Source organism: Winogradskyella ouciana, assembly GCF_009709615.1.
Classification (GTDB): Bacteria; Bacteroidota; Bacteroidia; order Flavobacteriales; family Flavobacteriaceae; genus Winogradskyella; species Winogradskyella ouciana.
Map to the genome: position 1 here is coordinate 204,670 of NZ_WJYA01000005.1, position 20,957 is coordinate 225,626.

20 protein-coding genes are annotated in these 20,957 nt (G+C 35.5%); 7 read left to right on the forward strand and 13 right to left on the reverse strand.

What is annotated here, in order from left to right; genetic code table 11:
- Positions 1 to 11: 11 nt before the first annotated feature.
- Positions 12 to 443, reverse strand: a complete 432-nt coding sequence (locus tag F1003_RS08510) for a tellurite resistance TerB family protein (RefSeq protein ID WP_155088907.1) — start codon at positions 441 to 443, stop codon at positions 12 to 14.
- A gap of 112 nt (positions 444 to 555) precedes the next feature.
- On the opposite strand from F1003_RS08510, the gene mfd reads away from it, so the two are divergent.
- Genes mfd through F1003_RS08525 form a run of 3 tightly spaced genes read left to right on the forward strand, consistent with a single transcriptional unit; the run spans position 556 to position 6,191 of the window.
- On the forward strand, positions 556 to 3,987 hold the full coding sequence (mfd, locus tag F1003_RS08515; protein ID WP_155088909.1) for a transcription-repair coupling factor: 3,432 nt from the start codon (positions 556 to 558) through the stop codon (positions 3,985 to 3,987).
- Complete coding sequence (locus tag F1003_RS08520) at positions 3,980 to 4,843, forward strand: DMT family transporter (protein ID WP_155088911.1); 864 nt, start codon at positions 3,980 to 3,982, stop codon at positions 4,841 to 4,843. Before mfd ends, F1003_RS08520 begins: the two co-directional genes overlap by 8 nt.
- A 46-nt stretch (positions 4,844 to 4,889) precedes the next feature.
- Positions 4,890 to 6,191: a TlpA family protein disulfide reductase gene (locus F1003_RS08525; protein WP_155088913.1), complete on the forward strand. Its 1,302-nt coding sequence runs from the start codon at positions 4,890 to 4,892 to the stop codon at positions 6,189 to 6,191.
- 81 nt (positions 6,192 to 6,272) lie between these two features.
- On the opposite strand, the gene F1003_RS08530 is transcribed toward F1003_RS08525, so the two are convergent.
- Entirely contained in the window at positions 6,273 to 7,217 is a 945-nt protein-coding gene (locus tag F1003_RS08530) for a nicotinic acid mononucleotide adenyltransferase (RefSeq protein ID WP_155088914.1), read from the reverse strand.
- A gap of 190 nt (positions 7,218 to 7,407) precedes the next feature.
- On the opposite strand from F1003_RS08530, the gene F1003_RS08535 reads away from it, so the two are divergent.
- Both F1003_RS08535 and F1003_RS08540 read left to right on the forward strand, forming a co-directional pair.
- The gene (locus F1003_RS08535) at positions 7,408 to 8,409 is read left to right on the forward strand and encodes an NAD(P)H-dependent glycerol-3-phosphate dehydrogenase (protein ID WP_155088916.1); all 1,002 of its coding nucleotides are present in this window, start codon (positions 7,408 to 7,410) and stop codon (positions 8,407 to 8,409) included.
- Positions 8,410 to 8,420: 11 nt separating this feature from the next.
- Positions 8,421 to 8,864: a nucleoside deaminase gene (locus F1003_RS08540; RefSeq protein WP_155088918.1), complete on the forward strand. Its 444-nt coding sequence runs from the start codon at positions 8,421 to 8,423 to the stop codon at positions 8,862 to 8,864.
- Between the two features lie 5 nt (positions 8,865 to 8,869).
- On the opposite strand, the gene F1003_RS08545 is transcribed toward F1003_RS08540, so the two are convergent.
- A complete protein-coding gene (locus tag F1003_RS08545) occupies positions 8,870 to 9,265 on the reverse strand; it encodes a hypothetical protein (RefSeq protein WP_155088920.1) in 396 nt (131 codons plus the stop codon).
- A gap of 134 nt (positions 9,266 to 9,399) precedes the next feature.
- On the opposite strand from F1003_RS08545, the gene F1003_RS08550 reads away from it, so the two are divergent.
- Positions 9,400 to 9,801, forward strand: a complete 402-nt coding sequence (locus tag F1003_RS08550; RefSeq protein WP_155088922.1) for a hypothetical protein — start codon at positions 9,400 to 9,402, stop codon at positions 9,799 to 9,801.
- A gap of 101 nt (positions 9,802 to 9,902) precedes the next feature.
- Here the strand turns inward: F1003_RS08550 and pheS are convergent, their stop codons facing one another.
- Both pheS and F1003_RS08560 read right to left on the reverse strand, forming a co-directional pair.
- Complete coding sequence (gene pheS / locus F1003_RS08555; RefSeq protein ID WP_155088924.1) at positions 9,903 to 10,922, reverse strand: phenylalanine--tRNA ligase subunit alpha; 1,020 nt, start codon at positions 10,920 to 10,922, stop codon at positions 9,903 to 9,905.
- Between the two features lie 88 nt (positions 10,923 to 11,010).
- Entirely contained in the window at positions 11,011 to 11,367 is a 357-nt protein-coding gene (locus tag F1003_RS08560) for a hypothetical protein (protein WP_155088926.1), read from the reverse strand.
- A gap of 118 nt (positions 11,368 to 11,485) precedes the next feature.
- Between F1003_RS08560 and F1003_RS08565 the strand changes: the two genes are divergently transcribed.
- Complete coding sequence (locus F1003_RS08565) at positions 11,486 to 12,004, forward strand: CvpA family protein (protein WP_155088928.1); 519 nt, start codon at positions 11,486 to 11,488, stop codon at positions 12,002 to 12,004.
- Between the two features lie 73 nt (positions 12,005 to 12,077).
- Here the strand turns inward: F1003_RS08565 and F1003_RS08570 are convergent, their stop codons facing one another.
- The 8 genes from F1003_RS08570 to F1003_RS08605 all read right to left on the reverse strand — a co-directional run bounded on the left by F1003_RS08570 (position 12,078) and on the right by F1003_RS08605 (position 20,910).
- Positions 12,078 to 12,707, reverse strand: coding sequence for a carbonic anhydrase family protein (locus F1003_RS08570; protein WP_155088929.1), 630 nt, complete (start codon positions 12,705 to 12,707; stop codon positions 12,078 to 12,080).
- A gap of 26 nt (positions 12,708 to 12,733) precedes the next feature.
- Positions 12,734 to 14,596, reverse strand: coding sequence for a SulP family inorganic anion transporter (locus tag F1003_RS08575; RefSeq protein ID WP_155088931.1), 1,863 nt, complete (start codon positions 14,594 to 14,596; stop codon positions 12,734 to 12,736).
- An 89-nt stretch (positions 14,597 to 14,685) separates the two neighbouring features.
- A complete protein-coding gene (locus tag F1003_RS08580) occupies positions 14,686 to 15,462 on the reverse strand; it encodes a universal stress protein (protein ID WP_155088933.1) in 777 nt (258 codons plus the stop codon).
- A 3-nt stretch (positions 15,463 to 15,465) separates the two neighbouring features.
- A complete protein-coding gene (locus F1003_RS08585; RefSeq protein WP_155088935.1) occupies positions 15,466 to 17,058 on the reverse strand; it encodes a SulP family inorganic anion transporter in 1,593 nt (530 codons plus the stop codon).
- Positions 17,059 to 17,159: 101 nt separating this feature from the next.
- A complete protein-coding gene (locus F1003_RS08590) occupies positions 17,160 to 17,405 on the reverse strand; it encodes a hypothetical protein (RefSeq protein WP_235898301.1) in 246 nt (81 codons plus the stop codon).
- A gap of 99 nt (positions 17,406 to 17,504) precedes the next feature.
- Positions 17,505 to 18,263, reverse strand: a complete 759-nt coding sequence (locus F1003_RS08595) for a tetratricopeptide repeat protein (RefSeq protein ID WP_155088938.1) — start codon at positions 18,261 to 18,263, stop codon at positions 17,505 to 17,507.
- Between the two features lies 1 nt (position 18,264).
- Positions 18,265 to 20,034, reverse strand: a complete 1,770-nt coding sequence (locus tag F1003_RS08600) for a BatD family protein (RefSeq protein WP_155088940.1) — start codon at positions 20,032 to 20,034, stop codon at positions 18,265 to 18,267.
- Between the two features lie 48 nt (positions 20,035 to 20,082).
- Positions 20,083 to 20,910, reverse strand: coding sequence for a tetratricopeptide repeat protein (locus F1003_RS08605; protein WP_155088942.1), 828 nt, complete (start codon positions 20,908 to 20,910; stop codon positions 20,083 to 20,085).
- Positions 20,911 to 20,957: the final 47 nt, after the last annotated feature.

Here is a 20,957-nt window from a genome sequence, read left to right on the forward strand (position 1 = left end):
GAAATATTACATTACTCATTCATGGATTTGATACCATCTATAAATGTATCCAAATCTACTTTATCGTGAGCCAATACCAATGCTTTGTCAGCAATGTATTTTACATTTGCAGAATTAAAGCCTAAACCAATACATAATTTTTCCAATAACCAATGCTGGTTAGGGCCTTCAATATCATCAGCCCATACCATACGTGCTAAATCATACAGACGCTCTAAACGTACATCGTAAGACGTAGGTGGATTTATAGGATGACTTTTATAATCTTTTAATATTTGCTTGTATTCGCTCTCTGTAACATCTAAGCGCACAGCTAAACGGTCTAAAAATGCTTTTTCGGTATCTGTAATGATACCATCGCTCATTGCTACTCTAACTATTGAGGCAAAGTGGTCTTCATTACGCTTTTTAAATCCGCTATCGAATAAATCTGAAAATGACATATATATGGTTTTAAGTCTTGTTACTATTAACTAAGCAAATATAAATCTATTCATAGTTTTTACCATAAACAAAGCTTCAAAAATTTTATATTTGCACCTCAATTAAAGGAACTTGAGTAAAACACAGATTACCCAAACCTATTTACAGACTTTGCAACTGCAAAATCTGCAGACGGCTATTGCCCAAACTGACCAAAATACACACTTAAAAGGTCTCGTTGGTTCATCATTGTCAATAGTAGTTTCCGAAGCATTTAAAACGGCTGAAAAACCTTTTCTGCTTGTCTTTGATGATAAAGAAGAAGCCGCATACTATCTCAACGATTTAGAGCAACTTATCAATGATAAGGATGTACTGTTCTATCCTGGGAGTTACAGAAGACCGTATCAAATTGAAGAAACCAACAATGCCAACGTGCTATTACGTGCCGAAGTTCTCAACCGAATCAATTCACGAAAAAAGCCTTGCATCATTGTTACATATCCTGATGCTTTATTCGAAAAAGTTGTCACGAAAAAAGAACTCGAAAAAAACACTCTTAAAATTTCCGTTGGGAATGAATTGAGTATCGATTTTGTGAACGAAGTCTTGTTTGAATACAAATTTAAACGTGTAGATTTTGTAACCGAACCTGGTGAGTTTTCTGTACGTGGAGGTATTATTGATGTGTTTTCATTTTCGCACGATGAACCTTACCGTATTGAATTTTTTGGTGATGAAGTGGATAGTATAAGAACTTTTGATGTTGAAACGCAGTTGTCCACGGAACGCATCAAAAAAGTCAGTATTATCCCAAACGTTGCCAATAAGCAAATTGCAGAGCAACGTGAAAGTTTTCTGAAATACATTTCTAACAAAACTGTTGTTTTTACCAAGAATTCATCATTGATATTTTCAAGAATTGATGAGTTTTTCAGTAAAGCAGAAGAGGCTTTTAAAAGTCTATCATCTGAAGTCAAACATGCATCGCCTGAAGAACTGTTTTGTAATTCAGAATTATTGAAGCGTCAGTTTTTGGATTATAATTTGGTTGAGTTTGGTACTTCGGCTTTTTTTACAAACGTTATTGCGAACGAAGTAAAGCAATCTGTCACTAACAAAGAGATTGCCACGTCACAAAAAAGTTCCCTGTCTGCCGACAGGCAGGCTCGCAATGACAGTATAATTCAATACAACACCAAACCACAACCAGCATTTAACAAGCAATTTAATTTGTTGATTGACGACCTCAATGAAAATCACAACAAGGGCATTACCAATTACATTGCGTGTGTTAGCGAGCAACAAGCTAAGCGATTTCACGATATTTTTGACGATGTTGAGGAAGATGTTCATTACAAAACCGTAGTTCTTTCGTTGTATCAAGGTTTTATTGATGAAGAACATAAAATTGCCGTTTATACCGATCATCAAATTTTTGATCGTTATCATAAATTCCACTTAAAAAATGGCTACGCCAAGAAGCAAGCTATTACCTTAAAGGAACTCACTAATCTTGAAATTGGCGATTATGTTACGCACATAGATCATGGTATTGGAAGATTTGGTGGTCTCCAAAAAATAGATGTTGAAGGCAAAAAACAAGAAGCCATAAAATTGGTTTATGGAGAGCGTGATGTACTGTATTTGAGTATTCATTCCTTACATAAAATCACCAAGTTTAATGGTAAGGATGGCAAGCCACCCAAAGTATATAAGCTAGGAAGTAAGGCCTGGAAAAACCTTAAACAAAAGACAAAATCTCGTGTTAAGGAAATTGCATTCAACCTTATTAAACTCTATGCTAAACGAAAGCTAAAAAAAGGCTTTCAATATGCGCCAGATAGTTATATGCAACATGAGCTTGAAGCCTCTTTTGTTTATGAAGATACACCAGATCAAATTACGTCTACTGCAGATATAAAAGCCGATATGGAAAGTGAGCGACCAATGGATCGCTTGGTCTGTGGTGATGTTGGTTTCGGTAAAACTGAAGTTGCTATAAGAGCTGCATTTAAAGCTGTGGATAATGGAAAGCAAGTTGCGGTTTTGGTGCCCACCACCATTTTGGCTTATCAACACTACAGAACGTTTACAGAGCGTTTAAAAGATTTTCCTGTGACCGTGGATTATGTCAATCGTTTTAGAACCACCAAGGAAAAACGCGAAACTTTAGAAGGTCTCGAAAAAGGAAGCGTTGACATTATTATTGGCACGCATCAACTCGCAAATAAAAATGTGAAGTTTAAAGATCTAGGACTTCTGATTGTTGATGAAGAACAAAAATTTGGTGTTGCCGTAAAGGAAAAACTAAAAACCATTAAAGAAAATGTGGATGTATTGACATTGACAGCTACTCCAATTCCAAGAACGCTACAATTTAGTTTAATGGCAGCACGCGATTTATCTGTTATTACGACTCCGCCTCCCAATCGCTATCCGATTGAGAGTCATGTTGTACGACTTAATGAAGAAACAATCAGAGATGCCATTAGCTATGAGATACAACGTGGTGGACAAGTGTTTTTTATTCATAACAGAATTGAGAACATAAAGGAAGTTGCAGGCATGATTCAGCGTTTGGTGCCAGATGCAAAGATTGGTATTGGTCATGGGCAACTCGATGGTAAAAAATTAGAACACCTAATGCTTGCCTTTATGAATGGTGAATTTGATGTGTTGGTGAGCACGACAATCGTTGAAAGCGGGTTAGATGTACCAAATGCCAATACCATTTTTATCAATAACGCCAATAATTTTGGACTGAGTGACTTGCATCAAATGCGAGGACGTGTTGGTCGTAGCAACAAAAAAGCCTTTTGTTATTTTATAACGCCAGAGTATTCTGCTATGACAAATGATGCTCGCAAACGCATTACAGCATTAGAACAATTTACCGAATTGGGTAGCGGATTCAATATTGCCATGAAAGATTTGGAAATTCGCGGAGCAGGAGATTTATTGGGCGGAGAACAAAGCGGTTTTATCAATGATATTGGTTTTGATACGTATCAAAAAATCCTAAATGAAGCCATTGAAGAATTAAAAGAATCTGAATTTGCAGACCTATACAAAGACGATGGTAAGCCAAAACAATACGTTAAGGATATTACCATAGATACGGATTTTGAACTGTTGTTCCCAGACGATTACGTTAACAATATTACTGAGCGACTAAATCTTTATACAAAACTCAACGATATTAAGTCTGAAGAAGATCTCGATAAATTTGAAAGCGATATTATTGATCGTTTTGGTGAATTGCCAACACAAGTCGAGGATTTATTTGATAGTGTGCGATTGAAATGGATAGCCACAAAAATGGGTATTGAAAAACTGGTAATGAAAAAAGGGAAGATGATTGGTTACTTTATTCAAGATCAGCAAAGTAAATTCTATCAAAGTGATGCCTTTACCAAAGTGCTTCAGTTTGTGCAAATGAACGCAGGCACATGTAAGATGAAAGAGAAACAAACCCGAAATGGTCTGCGATTACTCATTACGTTTGAAAAAATAAAATCCACGAAGCAGGCATTGGATGCACTTTCTAAAATAAATGAATGAGAAAAGTCATTTAAATCATTTACTGTGGCTTACCATAGCCACAATATTAATCAGTACTTCTGGTGCATTGGGCAAATTCATAGATATGCCAACACCAGTGATTATTTGGTGGCGCTCTGCTTTAGCGGCAGTTTTTCTGTTTATATTCTGTCTTTACAAAAAAATAAACTTGAAAATATACGGTCATAAAGACCGTTGGACCTTCATTCTTGCTGCTGTTTTTATGGGAGCACATTGGATTACCTATTTCTATGCTTTAAAACTGTCTAATGTTGCTATTGGGATGCTATCACTTTTTACATTTCCTGTAATTACGGCAATTTTAGAGCCGTTGTTTTCAAAAGTAAAATTCGACCCAATTCATATTGTACTTGGTTTTTTTGTGCTTTTAGGCATTTATATCCTAGCACCTGAGTTTAATTTAAAGAACACTCACTTACAAGGAGTGCTATTTGGTTTATTATCAGCTGTATGCTATTCAATTCGCATATTAATTCTTAAAAAACATGTAAAGCAATATAATGGCACCATGCTTATGTTTTATCAAGTTGCATTGCTGAGCATAATTCTACTTCCCGCTTTATATTATATGGAAACCAGCAATATTAAAACCCAATATCCTTATGTCATTTTATTGGCACTATTAACCACAGCAATCGGTCATACGTTATTTGTAAATAGCCTTAAATATTTTAAAGCCAGTACAGCGAGTATCATTTCTAGTACGCAACCTGTCTTTGGGATTATAATTGCATTTTTTTTCTTGAATGAAATACCAACAATACATACATTTGTTGGAGGTGCTTTGATTTTAGCCACTGTAGTCATTGAAAGTATAAGGTCTAAAAACAAATAATGGCTTAATTATTGAAGAAAATAAGTAGACAAAACCCACTATTGAAATGAAAAAATTCACACTCTTACTTTTTATATTACCTCTTCTAGCATTTAGCCAAAGTGTAAAAGGCACATTTTCTCCTGCTGAAGATTTTTCTTTTGCCTATTTATATCAAGCTACACCAGAAGGTGCCAACTATGTCAATAGAGGGAAATTAGATAGTATCGGTAATTTTGAGATTCCTTTGGACTCAACCATAGCACCAGGCATTTATAAAATTGTATACGCCATTCCGCCAGAAGAAAATAACTTTGATTTTATTTACGATGGTAAGGAAACTGTTGCGTTTAACTTTAGCTATGATAATGGCGTAGAGTTTACCAAATCAGAAGAAAACAAACTCTGGAATTCCTACCTAAACAGTATGGCTATGGTCAACCAAACCATTAGTAATTTCTATTCTAAAGGCAAGACGGACAAAGAAGGGTTTAACTCAATTTTCAAGGTTGTAAAGGACACTCAATTGGCATACGAGGAATCTGCAAATGGCAAACTTGTATCTGCTTTTATTACAGCAAACAGACCGTATATTCCAAAGCAATATGAAGACATCACTACCTATTCAAACAACCTGAAACAACATTTTTTGAGTCAGATAGATTTCAGCAACTACTTACTACAAAGTTCTTCGTTCTTGGTGGACCGTGTTACTGGTTATGTCTTTAACCTGGTGGAAAATCCAAGTAACACTAAGTATAAACAATTGGTTGATGATGTTGCCAATACCATTAGTGATGATAACTTAAAGATAAAAACCAGTCTTATCGAAATTTTATGGCAACGTTTTGTCGCTCTAGAAAACCATGAATTAGCTAACTATATCACTGATAATTACCTATTGGAATTGGCAAATAAATCTGAAAACAGAGTTTTAGCAGAAACCATTACATCTTATAAAAACACCTCAATTGGTACCAAAGCACCAAATTTTGAGATTGCTTCAACCCAAAACACTACAACTCTACACGATTTGGAAGGCTCAGACTACTACTTGCTTATTTTTTGGAGTAGTGGTTGTGGACATTGTTTAAATGAATTGCCAAAAGTAAAAGAACTTGTTGCCAATAAACCGAACTTAAAAGTTGTTGCTTTTGGGTTGGAAGAAGAACCTACCAAGTGGACAGAAGAAATAAAAAAGTATCCAAACTTTACACATACTATTGGTTTAGGCAAGTGGGAAAACCCGATCGTTAAAACTTACGGTATTGCTGCAACACCAATGTACTTTTTATTAAGCAGCTCTAAGATTATTATCGCCAAACCTTATGCTTTTGAGGATTTAGAAGTGGTTTTGAAGGGTTTGTAAAGCTTATAACAATAAAAGAAAAACGCCCAGTAAAGCAAGTGCTTTAACTGAGCGTTTTGAAACTAAATAACCAACCAAAATTTAGCTTCGAGTATTTTCCCTAGGGTTATCTACCTTAGGTGTTTTTTGTTTACGTTTCTTCAGCTTGTTTTCATCCTTGGTCACACGACCTTGCGTATCAGAACTTCTATAGTAAGCTATGTATCCTCTACCTTCAAACTCGTAAGCTGTTCCTGAGTCTGCATGGTACAACTCTATTGTTCCATCATCTATAACGCTGAGTTCAAAGAATTCATTGTCAAAGAAATCATAATCTAACGTTAAAGTTTTTAGATACATATTTCCTGATACATCTCCTACACCGTAAACTCCTGTATAATCCCAATAAATATTATTAGGGTTGTTCACATTGGCATCTTGAGAACTTCTAAATGTAGAGTCGTTTCCACCAGATAAAAACTGTAAGTAGTTTTCGTTGTCAAACTCATTTATAGCACCATACTCACTGGTATAAACTTTTTCCCAAGCCTCATACTCTTGCAAGAAATAATGAATGTTATCATAGAACACAAAATCGTAATCGAAATTAGATTGCTGATAACCATCTAAAAAGTAAGACGTATCATTAAATGGGTTGTACAATTCTATAGTGTTGCTGTCTATTTGGTACACATCAAAACTGTTAAATCCATCAATAACATGGTCTATATCCAGTATCATGTCATAAGCATCATAGTTTCCTATCTGTACTCCATATCCTCCACCTTGGCTACCGATACCAACCAAATTATTATTGGCATACACACGACCGTTACTAAACGACATAGTGAATGCAATTTCCATAAACGGTGTTTCACCAAAACCTTGAGTAGCATTGATATCTACATACCACAAATCGTAAGATTGTAATAGCTGATTCAACGAAATTGTTGGGCCATTATCATTTATATGTACTTCCTCTGTGTAACAAGAGGTAAACAATGTTGCACTAAGCGCAAATCCTAAGAGTAATTTCAATGTCTTCATAATTCAACGGTTTTTAGGGTTATTATCTAATGCATTTCAAAACGTGTGCCAAGATTTTAGAAATTTGTCATCCTGAACTTGTTTCAGAATCTCAGACAAGCGCTAACGCCTTTATTTAAAGCCTATAATTACATTAGCCATTCCATAAAAGATTCCTTATTTTTGAAAGACTTAAACGATATCATATCCTATGAGCGACACCAAAAAATATGCTGTCTTTGGAGCAGGAAGTTGGGCCACTGCTATTGTAAAAATGCTTTGCGAAAACTTAGATGAAGTCGGTTGGTATATGCGCAGTGTTTATACCAAAGAACATCTGTTAAAAGAACAGCATAACCCTAGTTATTTAAGCTCTGTTGAGTTTCATACCGAACAACTGAAGCTAAGTAACGATATTAATGAAATTGCAGATTGGGCAGATGTACTCATCTTTGTGATTCCTTCCGCTTTTATGCATTCTGAATTAGAAAAACTCACCACAGATATCGGTGAAAAAATAGTGGTGTCGGCTGTAAAAGGTATTATTCCTGAATCTGGACTTTTAGTTGGTGAGCATTTCCATGATATTTACAAAATTCCGTTTGAGAACATTGCCGTTATTGCTGGTCCTTGCCATGCTGAAGAGGTTGCACTAGAACGTTTATCCTATCTTACTATTTCTTGTGCGGATCCCGTTACAGCACAGGCCATAGCCAATAATTTAGCGAGTGATTATATTAAAACAAAAACAAGTGATGATATTATTGGTGTGGAATATGCTGTAATGCTAAAGAACATCTATGCTATCGCTGCAGGAATTGCACATGGTTTGGGTTATGGTGATAATTTTCAGAGTGTACTGATGAGCAATGCCATAAGAGAAATGAAGCGTTTTATTAAAAAGATGCACAAGATGAAACGCAACATCAACAACTCGGCTTATTTGGGGGATTTGTTGGTAACGGGTTATTCTGTGTTTTCGAGAAACCGCATGTTTGGCAATATGATTGGAAAAGGATACACGGTGAAATCTGCCCAAATGGAAATGAATATGGTTGCCGAAGGATTCTATGCCGCAAAAAGCGCCTACTTATTAAATGAGAAGAATGCCAAAAAGACGAAACTCCCAATTATCAATGCAGTTTACGGGATTCTCTACGAAAACAAGAATCCAAAAAAAGTCTTCAAGAAACTGACCGAGAAGTTGGATTAGATAAGTTAACTATGAACCATGATGTATTTATTAAGGAAGCTATTGAAGAAGCAAAAATCGGATTGCAAGAAGGTGGTATTCCTATAGGTTCTGTCATTGTTCATAATAATAAAATTATTGGTAGAGGTCACAATAAAAGAGTTCAAAAAGGTAGTGTGGTTTTACATGGCGAAATGGATGCCTTAGAGAACGCAGGCAGACAAAAAGCCTCCGTTTACAAAGAGTGTGTATTGTACACCACGCTGTCACCTTGTTCTATGTGCTCTGGCACCATTCTTTTATATGGAATTCCCAAAGTGATTATTGGAGAAAACAAAACATTTCTTGGTGAAGAGGATTTATTAAAATCTAGAGGTGTAGAAGTACATATTTTGAATAACAAAGAATGTATCGACATGATGAACACCTTTATAAATAATAAACCCGAATTATGGAACGAGGATATCGGTGAATAGTTTAATTATTTCACCAAAACCCCTTTCAACTGTATCAATGGAAGATTCTGTAAAGCTTTTTCGTTGATAGTGTTTTTTCTAAAGAGGTAGGTTTTATCAAACATTTGGTTGCCTTTAAAGAAAGTCACTTTAAACGAATTATTGAGTTCTAGAACTTTCTCCTGTAAATACTCAATCTTAGCATAACTTCTAGCTGGTAATTTTGAAATCGTATGACGCATAGGAGGTGTCATTTTACTCTCTGATTTACCTTGCGACACAATTAGAACTGTATCTAAATCCGCATCACTATTGTTAATGATATAGGCATTCCAATCTTGGGTTTTATATTCTAGGTGTTCTTCTTGCACTATGGCAACGTGAACATCTTTTACTTCTGGGATTTTTATGTCTTTTTTCATAGTCGTCTAAACCTGCCTATCGGCAGACAGGTCTTCCCAAAGGGAAGGTTTTTAATTGTTAATTATAATTTAAAAGCAAAAGTATAAAAAGCAAAATCCTTAAATTAAAAACGCATCATCAAAAACCATAAATCATGAAATTAAAATTCCTTCTTGCAACACTTCTCTTTTGCTGTTTAAGCTTTGGGCAGAGCAATGAAAAAATCACTACAATTGAAACCGTAGAAATTTTAAATAACAATTCAGAAGAGGCCATTTACTACTTTCAAAACAACTGGAAACAATTAAGAATAAAAGCTGTTAAAAAGGGTTATATTCATTCGTTTCAATTTCTTAAAACCACATACAGCGATGAAACACCGTTTCATTTAATGTTAATCACTACGTATTCCGATAAAGCACAATATGATAAAAGAGAAGCTCACTTTTCTGAACTCATTAAAGAAAAAGGTGCTTTAAAATTATTAAACGAAAAAGAACCTTCTGAATTTAGAAAATCGGTTTTTGTAGTTGAGGGAGCACAGCATTTGGAGTAAAGCTCAATTAAAGGTTTATGAGATCCTGAAACAAGTTCAGGATAACAACAATTTTAGCTATTGTAATTAATAATGGCATTCCTGCCTTCGAAGGAATGACATTATAGAGCCGACTTAAACTGCTCTAAAAACCGAACATCATTTTCGCTCAATAAACGAATATCACTAATCTGGTTGAGTAACATCGCTATACGATCGATACCCATTCCAAAAGCAAAACCCGAGTATTCTTTTGAGTCAATACCACAGTTTTCCAATACATTAGGATCTACCATACCGCAGCCCATAATCTCTAACCAGCCAGTACCTTTGGTGATTTTATAATCGGTTTCGGTTTCAAGTCCCCAATATACATCTACCTCAGCACTTGGCTCAGTAAATGGAAAGTAGGATGGACGCAATCTAATCTTAGATTTCCCGAACATCTCAGTAGTAAAGTATTGTAACGTTTGCTTTAAATCCGCGAAGCTTACATCTTTATCAATATAAAGACCTTCCACTTGATGAAAAAAGCAATGCGAACGTGCAGAAATGGCTTCGTTACGATACACACGACCTGGTGAAATCGTACGGATTGGAGGTTTGTTGTTTTCCATATAACGCACCTGTACCGAACTGGTATGTGTACGCAATAAAATATCTGGATCAGTCTGAATAAAGAAAGTGTCCTGCATATCACGAGCGGGATGGTATTCTGGTAAATTCAATGCCGTGAAATTATGCCAATCGTCTTCAATCTCTGGACCTTCACTCACGTTAAAACCAATACGCGAAAAAATATCTATAATTTGATTTTTTACAATCGAAATCGGATGACGAGCACCAATAGCAATCGGTTCGCCTGGCCTAGACAAGTCACCATAGATCCCTTTATCCTCTTCTTTGCTTTCAAGCTCTTCCTTTAAAGTGTTGACCTTATCTTCAGCAGTTTTCTTAAGCTGGTTGATCGTTTGCCCGAACTCTTTCTTCTGCTCATTTGCCACATTCTTAAACTCAGCAAAATATTGCTTCAATAATCCTTTTGAGCCTAAATATTTGATACGAAACTGTTCAACCTCATCCTTGGATTGGGCTGTAAATGCTTCGGCTTCTGCAATGAGTTCTTTTAGCTTGTCTATCATTTTATGCTGAATTTATTCAGTACCTTTCTTTTTCAGACGGCAAATTTAAGTTTTTTTTGTTAGTATTGGTAGCTCAGCGCAGTCTAAGCTAATCGATATATTCGGTTTCTACAAAATAGTTCACAATCGCTTCTTTCATTAATACGCTTTGCTCACCAGCCTTTAAAAAGGGTAATTGCTCTTTTACTTTATAATGTGGCCAACCTTCATCATCTACATAATCGAATTCGTAAAACCCATAAGGTTCTAAAAGCTTACAAATAGCGATATGCATTAAGTCTAACTTATGATCTTTTTTATAGTCTCGATGAATCTGCCCAAGCTCTTGTACGCCTATTAAATAGATAATTGAATCTAAATCTAAGGTATCACCATCCGCAAACTGGTTAGAAAGCTTTTCTACCACTAAGTCCCATCGTTCTTTAAGTTGTTCGTCCCTTGCCATTACCTATTTAAAGTTCTAAAATTCAAGGTTCAAAGTTAATAAACTAAAACCTCATGATTTACGTTATTACTATAAATTGGCGAAATTTCGTGTACTTTTGCCTAAACCGCTACTAACTATGAGTATTATTGATATTATCCTAGCTGCCCTTCTCCTTTTTGGGTTTATAAGAGGGCTATTTAAAGGCCTTTTTGTTGAAATTGCTTCGTTATTGGCATTAGTACTCGGCATTTATGGTGCTATTCACTTCAGTTATTTTGCTGCCGACTTATTAGACTCTAAGGTCGATTGGAATGAAGAAACCATCAATATTGTAGCATTTGCCATAACTTTTGTCATTATTGTTTTAGCCATCAGTTTGGCAGGAAAGGCTTTAACGAAACTTGCAGATTTTGCCGCATTGGGTATATTAAACAAGCTCTTAGGTGGTGTTTTTGGAGCTCTTAAAATCGGTTTGATTCTTAGTGTATTATTGATTGTATTCAACAAACTAAACAACACATTACCTTTTATGGAAGAAGAGGATCTGGAGGAAAGTGTACTCTACGAACCTGTTAAATCTCTGGCTCCAATGTTATTTCCAAATATTATAAAAAGCGAATTAGAAGAGGAAGAAACCACAGAAAGTGACGCATAAAAAAAGCCACTCGTTTGAATGGCTTTTTAGTTAATTTATGTTGAGAATCTTAGTTTTAGCTCAGATTAACAATTTATATCATTTCTACTTTACCTGTTTGTAAACTATAAACTGCACCAACAATAGAAATCTCACCTTTATCTTCCATCTCTTTCAAAATTGGACTTTTTTCACGGATTCTATCTATGGTCAGTTTTACATTGTTTTCTACAGTTTTAGCCACAAATTCTGCATTAGAAGAGTTTGCTTCTCCTTCAACTTCATCAGCAGATTTTTTAACCGCTGGTGCAATGTTGCTTAGAAGGTGTGTGATATTTCCTAGCTCTACACCGTCACAAGCTGCTTTCACTGCTCCACAAGCTTCATGACCCAATACTAAGACCAATTTGCTTCCAGCGACTTTACAAGAATACTCTAAACTTCCTAAAATATCCGTGTTCTCAAAGTTACCTGCAACCCTTGCAACAAAAATATCACCAATGGCTTGGTCCAATACGGTTTCTACTGGCACACGTGAATCGATGCAAGATAAAACCACTGCTTTTGGGAATTGCCCACCAGTAGTTTGTTGTACTAATGCAGCATTATCTGCACCTTCAAGATTACCATTTACAAAACGTTCGTTACCATTAAGTAAATCCTTTAATACACTATTTGGGGTTAATCTACTTTGTACGTCTTTAGTTATTGCTGTATTTTTCATTTTTATCTTTTGTTTTAATTTTATAATTAATATTTGTCTTCTACATTTTCTTTTACCCAAGCTATGCACTTTTTAAAGCTTTTAAAGATGTGTTCGTTTGGTATAAATTCTGGTATAATGCCAATCCGTTCCATCATATACCTTGGCTGTTCCAATAATCCCACAAATAAAACCTGAATATTTTTCTGTTTCAGATCTTGTAGCATGTCTTCCATAGCATACAATCCAGACTGATCCATATATTGCATTCGGTCTAATCGCATAATAACAGTTTTGGCTGTAATAGGAATTTGTAATGCCAAAGCCTGAAAATCACTTGTGGAACCAAAGAACAATGGTCCTTTAATGTGTTTAACAAACACCTCTTCCTTTAAGCTCGAAGGAAAACCGGTTTCATCTTGCCATGCTTCTTCTTTTAAAGATTTTACATCTGAGCGTTCTGCTGTTAAATCTCCTATTTTTTTCATGAACATTAATGAAGCAATGACCAACCCTATACCAACGGCATATACTAAGTTCCAAACTGTTGATAGCACTAATACAACTAGCATAATTAAAACTTCAGAACTGAGTTTAAAAGGGCCTAATTTAATATCTTTTGGCAACGAAGGTATAGCTCTAAGACCTTTATAATCCATAACACCAATACCTACTGTAATTAAAATACCAGCTAACACTGCTGCCGGAATTTTTGAAGCTACAGGTCCGAGGGCTAATAATATAACCAGTAATAAAATACCTGCAATCATACCTGACAGCCTGGTTTTACCACCAGAATTTATATTTACAACCGTACGAATCGTAGCTCCAGCACCTGGTATTCCTCCAAATATTGCACCTATACTATTACCAATACCCTGACCAACTAATTCTTTGTTGGGTTCGTGTTTAGTTTTAGTCATATTATCTGCAACAACACTTGTTAATAAAGAATCTATTGCTCCTAACAATGCTAAAGTTAGAGCCGTAAAAATGTAAGGTGTAATCGATCCCAAGCTAAAATTTGTGAAAATCTCCAGATTAGGGACCGGTAATCCTGTTGGGATTTCCTCAATTGGTCTATAGTCCATCCCAAAACCATACGCTATGCCAGAAACTACGATCAACGCCACTAAAGCACTCGGTACTTTGGTAGTTATGCGCTTAAAGCCATATACAATAAATATAGTGGCTAAGGCCAGTATAAGCTCTAACCAGTTTATATTTTTTAAAGCTCTAGGTAGTACTTTAAATGTTCCTAAAACTCCAGAACTTGCAGATTTTGCCAATGTCTGCGACTCTTTAGCTATATCATCTTGAGTTGTCAGTTGGGCACGCTTAATCGTCTCTTCAAAATCCTCTAATACAAGAATACCTTCCCCAGCTTCTTCTTTTAGGATGTTTTCTAAAATGATTTCCTCTGCTTGTGGTTTAAATTGAGTGACCAAATCAACATCTTCCTTAGGATAATATCCTACTGCCGGCAGAATTTGAGTCACCAATATTATCACACCAATAGCGGTCATAAAACCTGAAACCACAGGATAAGGAATATACCTAATATATTTTCCCAACCCAATGGCACCAAGGCCAATTTGCATTAATCCGGCAAGCAAAAACACGGTCAAAATTGCTGGCAATGCTTTATTGACATCGCCATCATTTGCCGCAACAATACCTGCAATGACTACCATACTAACGGCTGTCATTGGTGCAGTAGGACCAGATATCTGTGTGTTGGTTCCCCCGAAAAGTGCCGCGAAGAAACTTATAAAAATAGCTCCATATAATCCTGCGCTAGGGCCTAAGCCAGAGGATACTCCAAAGGCCAATGCTAGTGGTAATGCTACAATTCCTGCTGTAATCCCACCAAATGCATCTCCTTTGATGTTGCTAAATAAGTTCTTCATATATTGATTTTAACTTTTCTAAGTTAACTTAAATTTTAAATAATGTGAAATTATGATCCCACATTCTTTTAGAAAAGATTTCTAGCTTTCTAGGTCACCAACAAAGAAACGTTCACCTTATTGATAGCCTTTTTTGTAAGGCTTCCTTTGTAATTACGATCCAAACACAATAAGTTTATATTGCTTTTGGAGACATAATCCGAAATCGTTTCAATTGTTCTTGAACCATCGTTGAACACGTACTCAACAATTTTTCTGTTTTGGTACAAATCCGAAGCTTTCTCACTTTCAGCAAGTCCCTCTATTTTGAATTTCTTCAATGGTTCTTTTGTGTTATTGATAAGGTTTTCTGTCAAACTAGTATTTAAGGATTTTCCAAAGTCATTCAATATACCCATTGACAGCATTTTGTTTGACGCTAACAAATCATCGTTTGACGTTATCAAAACCGGACCTTCAAATTTTTTGAGAACAAAATCCGCTAAGTTGTCACCAACGATACGAATTGCACTTGGCTTTCTTTTTCCTAAAACTATAATATCAGGAGAGCTTTCTTTGATATAGCTTTCTATTTCACCTTTAACATTACCGATGGCATATTTATAACTCAACTTAATATCATAATCCTTAGCAATTGGTTCCAATAGATTTTTTAACTGATTATGTGTATTTAGGGATTGTTCATTAATATCCCTTACTGCGGAAAGTTGACTTTCTCTTTTAACAATCTCAGTTGGCTTTTTTACGTGAAAAAGTTCAATGTCGCCATTTATCATTTTGGCTAATCCGACGGTATTCTTTATTAACGAAACCGTAGTACTTTTTAAATCTGAAAGTACCACTATTTTATATTTTTTATTTTCCATGATTTAACTTGCTTTAGGTCTAAGTCTAAAAAATTCAATAAAGCTATCTGGGTTTTCCACCACTCCTCTTTCGGAAATTAGCTTTATGTCAATGTTTCGCTCCTTAGCTTTAAAGGCAAAATCATCGAGGATCTCTATAATGTCATTATCCAAATATCTTGTATCTCTTACATCTAATTCTAAGTCAGTGTCTCTTGGTAAACTGTCTAGTTCTTTGAGAATCGCTCCTTTGTTAAAGAAAGTTACTTCTTCTGCTAAAGTCATTTTAATTTTGTGCTTTCCGTTGCTCTTATCTTCAATATGAAGGAAATGCGAATTCTGGTAACTCTTAATTAAAATAACAACAATACCAACAGCTAGTCCCATACCAATTCCCGTTAATAAATCCGTGAATACTATTCCTGCCACAGTAACTGTAAATGGAATGAATTGTTTCCAGCCAAGTTCATACATCTGCTTAAATAATTTTGGCTTTGCCAATTTATAGCCTACAATGAATAGAACTGCAGCTAATACTGAAAGTGGAATATAATTGAGTATATGAGGAATGGTCATTACTGAAATCAACAGTAAAAATCCATGAATAATAGCACTTGCTTTTGAGCGTCCACCCGATTGAATATTAGCAGAACTACGAACAATTACCTGTGTAATTGGTAAACCTCCTATTAATCCAGATACAATATTACCTGTACCTTGCGCTAACAATTCACGGTTGGTAGGTGTTACTCTTTTTTGAGGGTCTAACTTATCGGTTGCTTCCACACACAATAAGGTTTCAAGAGATGCCACCAAAGCAATGGTAAATCCTGCAACTATAACATCTGTCCTTGTTATGACACTAAAATTTGGAAAAGCAAGTTGTGCCTTTAAGTCAGAAAAACTCTCTGGTACTGGCACAGACACCAAGTTGTCTCCACTCAATCCTAAACTTGAATCTCTTGTAAGCAGGAAATATACAATACCAGCTACAACTGCTACCAAAGGTCCTTGTACAAGTTGAAAAAACTTCCCCTTATTGCTCAACACATTACTCCACAGCAATAATATTGCCATTGCAATGAGTGCTATTATCGTAGCTCCATTATCAAAGTTTCCACTAAATAAGGCGTTCAGGCTATTCAATAACTCAGTAAGGGCATTTTTTCCTTCTAACTTTAAAAACGCAAAGTTTCCTTCGGCGTTTTTATCAATCCCAAAGAAATACGGAATCTGTTTAAGAATAATTATGATTCCGATTCCCGTAAGCATTCCTTTAATTACAGAAGACGGGAAGTAATAAGCAATAATACCAAATCGCAAAACTCCAAAAAGTATCTGTATTACGCCACCCAATACTACAGCAACTAGGAAATTTTCCCAACCACCAAGGGCAGTAATTGCCGTTAATACAATAGCTGCCAAACCAGCAGCAGGACCACTAACGCCAATTTGCGATCCACTTAAGAATCCGACTATGATACCACCAACAATTCCGGCAATTAATCCTGAAAATAACGGCGCACCACTGGCCAATGCAATACCCAAACATAAGGGTAGTGCAACAAAGAATACGACAATACTCGCTGGTATGTCATTTTTTAATGTTTTAAACATGTATAAATTCATTTTTTGCCAATGAGATACTTCTCAAAAGCTAATTTTTAACATTTAATTAGTTAGTTAAGAACAGTAGGACTGTCCTAAAACGATAAAATTTATAAAATGAATTCTGGAGGTGGAGAAATTAAGTTTAGGTGCGGCTTAGCGTATTTTTTGTAGGTATAGCCATCTATTTTAGACTGGTTTTCATTTAAAAATAATCCTTCATTATCTGGAGAAATATCCTCTACTACAATTTTGAGCTTTTCGCTTTCTTCTTCTTCGGTTATGCTGTAAAAAATTGAGACATCTGTTGAATCGTCTATCGACAGAATAACAGTTGGTGCTGATATCAACGCCATAAAGATAATGGTGAAGAATATTGATGTCCTGTATCTTAACTTTTCAAACATAGAAGCGCAAATATAATAATTGAAAATTATAGGTTTGTTAAATAATATTTAAAAAGTCTTTAACAGTTTGATGTCCTCTTCTGGAATCCAGCCCACGGAATTATCTGAGAGTTGAATTTTGCGCCAATCCTCATAGGCTTCCAAGACTTGTACCTTAGTGCCTTCATGCAATCTAAACACTTCTTCTGAGCTTTTATTAGCCTCGGCTTTTACTCTACTTTCTTGAGCGAATACAATTGCGGGATTATCTTTTTTATCTAAACTTTGCTTTTGAAATGCCATGCCAATAGAAAAGCAAGCCAACAATAGCCCTAAAATACTTATCACAAAGGATATGCGCTTCTTTGAAGTTGTATAAGAAAAGTGATACATTAAGAATAGTAAGACAAACAGAAACACTCCTGTTATCGCCACTTTTGCCCATGTATCTGCCTTGAGTGTATTGACCATATTATTTATAATTCTAGAAAAGCCAACTTGCGGCACTTTATCTATGGCATCAACTGTCATTTTCTTGGCATAAGCCAAGTTATTTACTATGTCCTCATCATTTGGATTGAGCAACAATGCTTTTTCAAAGTAATAGACACTTGGCGCAATGTTATTTAACTTATAATTTGCATTGCCCAAGTTGTAATATAGCTCAGCAGAATGTTGTCCTGTATCTAAAATGGCCTCATATTTATCAATGGCTTCAGCATATTTACCTTGGTTATATAAAGCATTTGCATCTTCAAAACGTTGATTATTTTGAGACAATCCAAACCAACTCAAAAAACAAACCAAAAGACATAAAATTGCTCTCATACTATCTTAATTGTTTATCAATTATTGAAATGGTCTTTGCCGCCTTATCATAATCATTCTGCATAGTCACTTGTGTAATTGGAGTGTACCTTGCAAGTTCACAGCTTTCTAATATTGAAATAAAGTCTGAAACTATGCTACTTTCTACATTTCGTGCCGTAAGTAAACTTTCTATTTTTTCTTTATTGAAATCACTGGTTTCAATATTCAATTTTGCCTTTAAGTAATTATGAAGTGCTCTTTCTAAAGACTCATAAAACGTCTCTTTCTGCCCTAGGTTTTTCTTAGCTTCACTCAAGTATTTTCTTGCCAAGCGATCTGCTTTTCTAATACGGTTGCCCTGTACATCTGCATCTCGTTTATCTTTATTTTTTCTGATAACAATTGCTAGTGGAATCAATAAAAAAGGCACTAATAACAAGGTCCAAAATGTAGTGGATTTAAAAAATGGTTCGCTTTTTATACTAGACCAATTAGATGATGTTTTTATAAATGCAAAAGTATTAGTGTTTGGTACTACATTCTGTTTGGTATTAGATACAGTCGAATTTCCATTAGTATTAGATGCCATTGGGCCTTCTAAAACATCAATAACAATCTCATCTGATGTGATGCGCTTATAACTTTCGGTATTTAAATCGAAATAAGAAAATGAAATAGAAGGAATAGGATACTTTCCTCTAAATTGTGGTACAATGGTATAAGTGTCTGAAATACGTCCACGCATACCAGTGAGGTTGGTATTCACATTTTCATTGTGCTCTGGTTCATAAACCTCAAGTGAACTAGGTGTGGTTAACTTAGGCAGTTCAAATAGTTTTAAATTCCCTTTACCAGAAACCTCAATTTTAGCTTGAAGTGATTCCGTAGCATTAAGTTCAGTTTTTGATGTTGTTACACTAAACTGAAAGTCTCCCACAGCTCCTTTAAAGTCTGAAGGTTTTCCTTCTTCCGGTAATGGTCTAACATCTATGGTTCTGCTGCCAGCAGTAACCGTTTTTGGAACTTTGGTCATGATTTGACGCCCAAAAATATCAGCTCTACCAGAAGGTACCTCAACAGTAATGTCCAACACTAAAGGTTCTAACTTTAGTTTGCCTGTTTTTTGAGGATACAATACCGTTTTCCTCAAGACAACATAACGATATTCTTCTCCTTTGTATAGACCTTTCTGAATATTCAATCCCTTAATTTCTATATTCTGACTCCAGAAATCGTTATATCTTGGATTATCTTTTTCACGCCAATTACTAACTCCTGTTTCTGGGGACACATAGAGCTTGTATACTACCGTGAACCCTTCATTAAGGTAAGGATTGGTCTTAGATACTTCTGCTACTAAATGAATATTCTCTGAGGCCACATCAGAAGCATCAGGTGGGCCATTTGGCCGATCTACAGCAGCCGTAACATTTATGGTTACAGGAAACGTTTTATAGATTTCGCCTTCAATTTCTATAGTCGCCTGTTTAATGGTGAAGTTACCACGTTTGTTTGGTGCTAAGAAGTAACTGTAAGTTTTGGTGTAAGAACGCTTTCCGTTGACCCATGTGTTGCTCACAGACGTATTAGGGCCACCAACAACGGTAAAATTTTCAAAGCTGGGCGGCACAAAATTGTCACCATCTTTGTTCATTTCAAAATCAATACGCAAACGCTCATTGACACCAAGATTTTTCTTACTGACTTTAGCTTCGAATTTTACCTGGGCTGATACTAAACTTGAAGTTAGTAAGAAAAATAATGTTGATATGTGTATTGTGAATTTCATTAAAACCTTACAGGATATTAAAAACTGAGACTGCAACTACTTACGATATTACCAATCTTTTTCTGTTCTTACTTTGGCTCCTTTTTGTTTTTCTGCATTTATCTTTTCCTGAACTTTTTGCTCTTGATTTTGCATCGCCTCCAAAATATTCTTTATCTGTTGAGGAGACATCTGCCCTGGTTTTGGTTTCGGTTTTTGATCTTTATTCTTTTCATCATCTCCTTTACCATCTTTTTTATCGTCTTTAGGCTTTCCGTTTTCGTCTTCTTCTTTATCTCCGTCTTTTTTGTCTTTATCTCCTTCGTCCTTTTTGTCTTGGTCTTCTTTTTTATCGTCTTGCTTCTTTTCTTCGTTTTCTTTGTCCTTTTCCTCCTCTTTATCTTCGTCTTTCTTGTCGTCTTCTCCTCCACCGTCTTGTTGCTGCTCGGCACATTCTTTTGCTAAAGCAAAATTGTATCGCGTTTCCTCATCTGTTGGATTATTTCGCAAAGCGTTTTTAAAAGCTTCAACGGCTTCTTTACACATCTCTTTTTGCATCAATATATTACCTAAATTATGAAAGGCTCTATGCTTTTCTTCTTTAGTAGTAGCATTTTTTGCAGCTTCCTCAGTTCTAAACAGTGCCTCGCCATAATTACCTTTCTTGTAATAGGAATTGGCTAAGTTATATGCACCAACCGCTTTATTTGGCGCTTTAGAAATGGCTCTTCTATATTCCATTTCTGCTTCAATATAATTTTCTTCTTCGAGCAACTCATTAGCCTTGTAAACGAGATTAGCTGCATTCTTTTCTGCTTTTAACCGTGCTTTATCTCCTTCTTGAGCAAAGCTTGAAAAGCACACCAATAATGCTATAGCCAATATTTGTAATTTCATCTTACTCATTTTTTATGCTTAATAATATTTTTAAAGTTAGCAAACCA

Excerpts from the sequence above, each read along its gene's own strand:
- F1003_RS08570 (WP_155088929.1), bottom strand. The coding sequence starts at position 12,707 with ATGAAAAATACAGCAATAACTAAAGACGTACAAAGTAGATTAACCCCA.
- F1003_RS08560 (WP_155088926.1), bottom strand. The coding sequence starts at position 11,367 with ATGGCAAGGGACGAACAACTTAAAGAACGATGGGACTTAGTGGTAGAA.
- F1003_RS08535 (WP_155088916.1), top strand. The coding sequence starts at position 7,408 with ATGAGCGACACCAAAAAATATGCTGTCTTTGGAGCAGGAAGTTGGGCC.
- F1003_RS08580 (WP_155088933.1), bottom strand. The coding sequence starts at position 15,462 with ATGGAAAATAAAAAATATAAAATAGTGGTACTTTCAGATTTAAAAAGT.
- F1003_RS08550 (WP_155088922.1), top strand. The coding sequence starts at position 9,400 with ATGAAATTAAAATTCCTTCTTGCAACACTTCTCTTTTGCTGTTTAAGC.
- F1003_RS08530 (WP_155088914.1), bottom strand. The coding sequence starts at position 7,217 with ATGAAGACATTGAAATTACTCTTAGGATTTGCGCTTAGTGCAACATTG.
- F1003_RS08605 (WP_155088942.1), bottom strand. The coding sequence starts at position 20,910 with ATGAAATTACAAATATTGGCTATAGCATTATTGGTGTGCTTTTCAAGC.
- F1003_RS08520 (WP_155088911.1), top strand. The coding sequence starts at position 3,980 with ATGAATGAGAAAAGTCATTTAAATCATTTACTGTGGCTTACCATAGCC.
- F1003_RS08575 (WP_155088931.1), bottom strand. The coding sequence starts at position 14,596 with ATGAAGAACTTATTTAGCAACATCAAAGGAGATGCATTTGGTGGGATT.
- F1003_RS08540 (WP_155088918.1), top strand. The coding sequence starts at position 8,421 with ATGAACCATGATGTATTTATTAAGGAAGCTATTGAAGAAGCAAAAATC.
- F1003_RS08600 (WP_155088940.1), bottom strand. The coding sequence starts at position 20,034 with ATGAAATTCACAATACACATATCAACATTATTTTTCTTACTAACTTCA.
- F1003_RS08565 (WP_155088928.1), top strand. The coding sequence starts at position 11,486 with ATGAGTATTATTGATATTATCCTAGCTGCCCTTCTCCTTTTTGGGTTT.
- F1003_RS08510 (WP_155088907.1), bottom strand. The coding sequence starts at position 443 with ATGTCATTTTCAGATTTATTCGATAGCGGATTTAAAAAGCGTAATGAA.
- F1003_RS08590 (WP_235898301.1), bottom strand. The coding sequence starts at position 17,405 with ATGGCGTTGATATCAGCACCAACTGTTATTCTGTCGATAGACGATTCA.
- pheS (WP_155088924.1), bottom strand. The coding sequence starts at position 10,922 with ATGATAGACAAGCTAAAAGAACTCATTGCAGAAGCCGAAGCATTTACA.
- F1003_RS08585 (WP_155088935.1), bottom strand. The coding sequence starts at position 17,058 with ATGTTTAAAACATTAAAAAATGACATACCAGCGAGTATTGTCGTATTC.
- F1003_RS08525 (WP_155088913.1), top strand. The coding sequence starts at position 4,890 with ATGAAAAAATTCACACTCTTACTTTTTATATTACCTCTTCTAGCATTT.
- F1003_RS08545 (WP_155088920.1), bottom strand. The coding sequence starts at position 9,265 with ATGAAAAAAGACATAAAAATCCCAGAAGTAAAAGATGTTCACGTTGCC.
- F1003_RS08595 (WP_155088938.1), bottom strand. The coding sequence starts at position 18,263 with ATGAGAGCAATTTTATGTCTTTTGGTTTGTTTTTTGAGTTGGTTTGGA.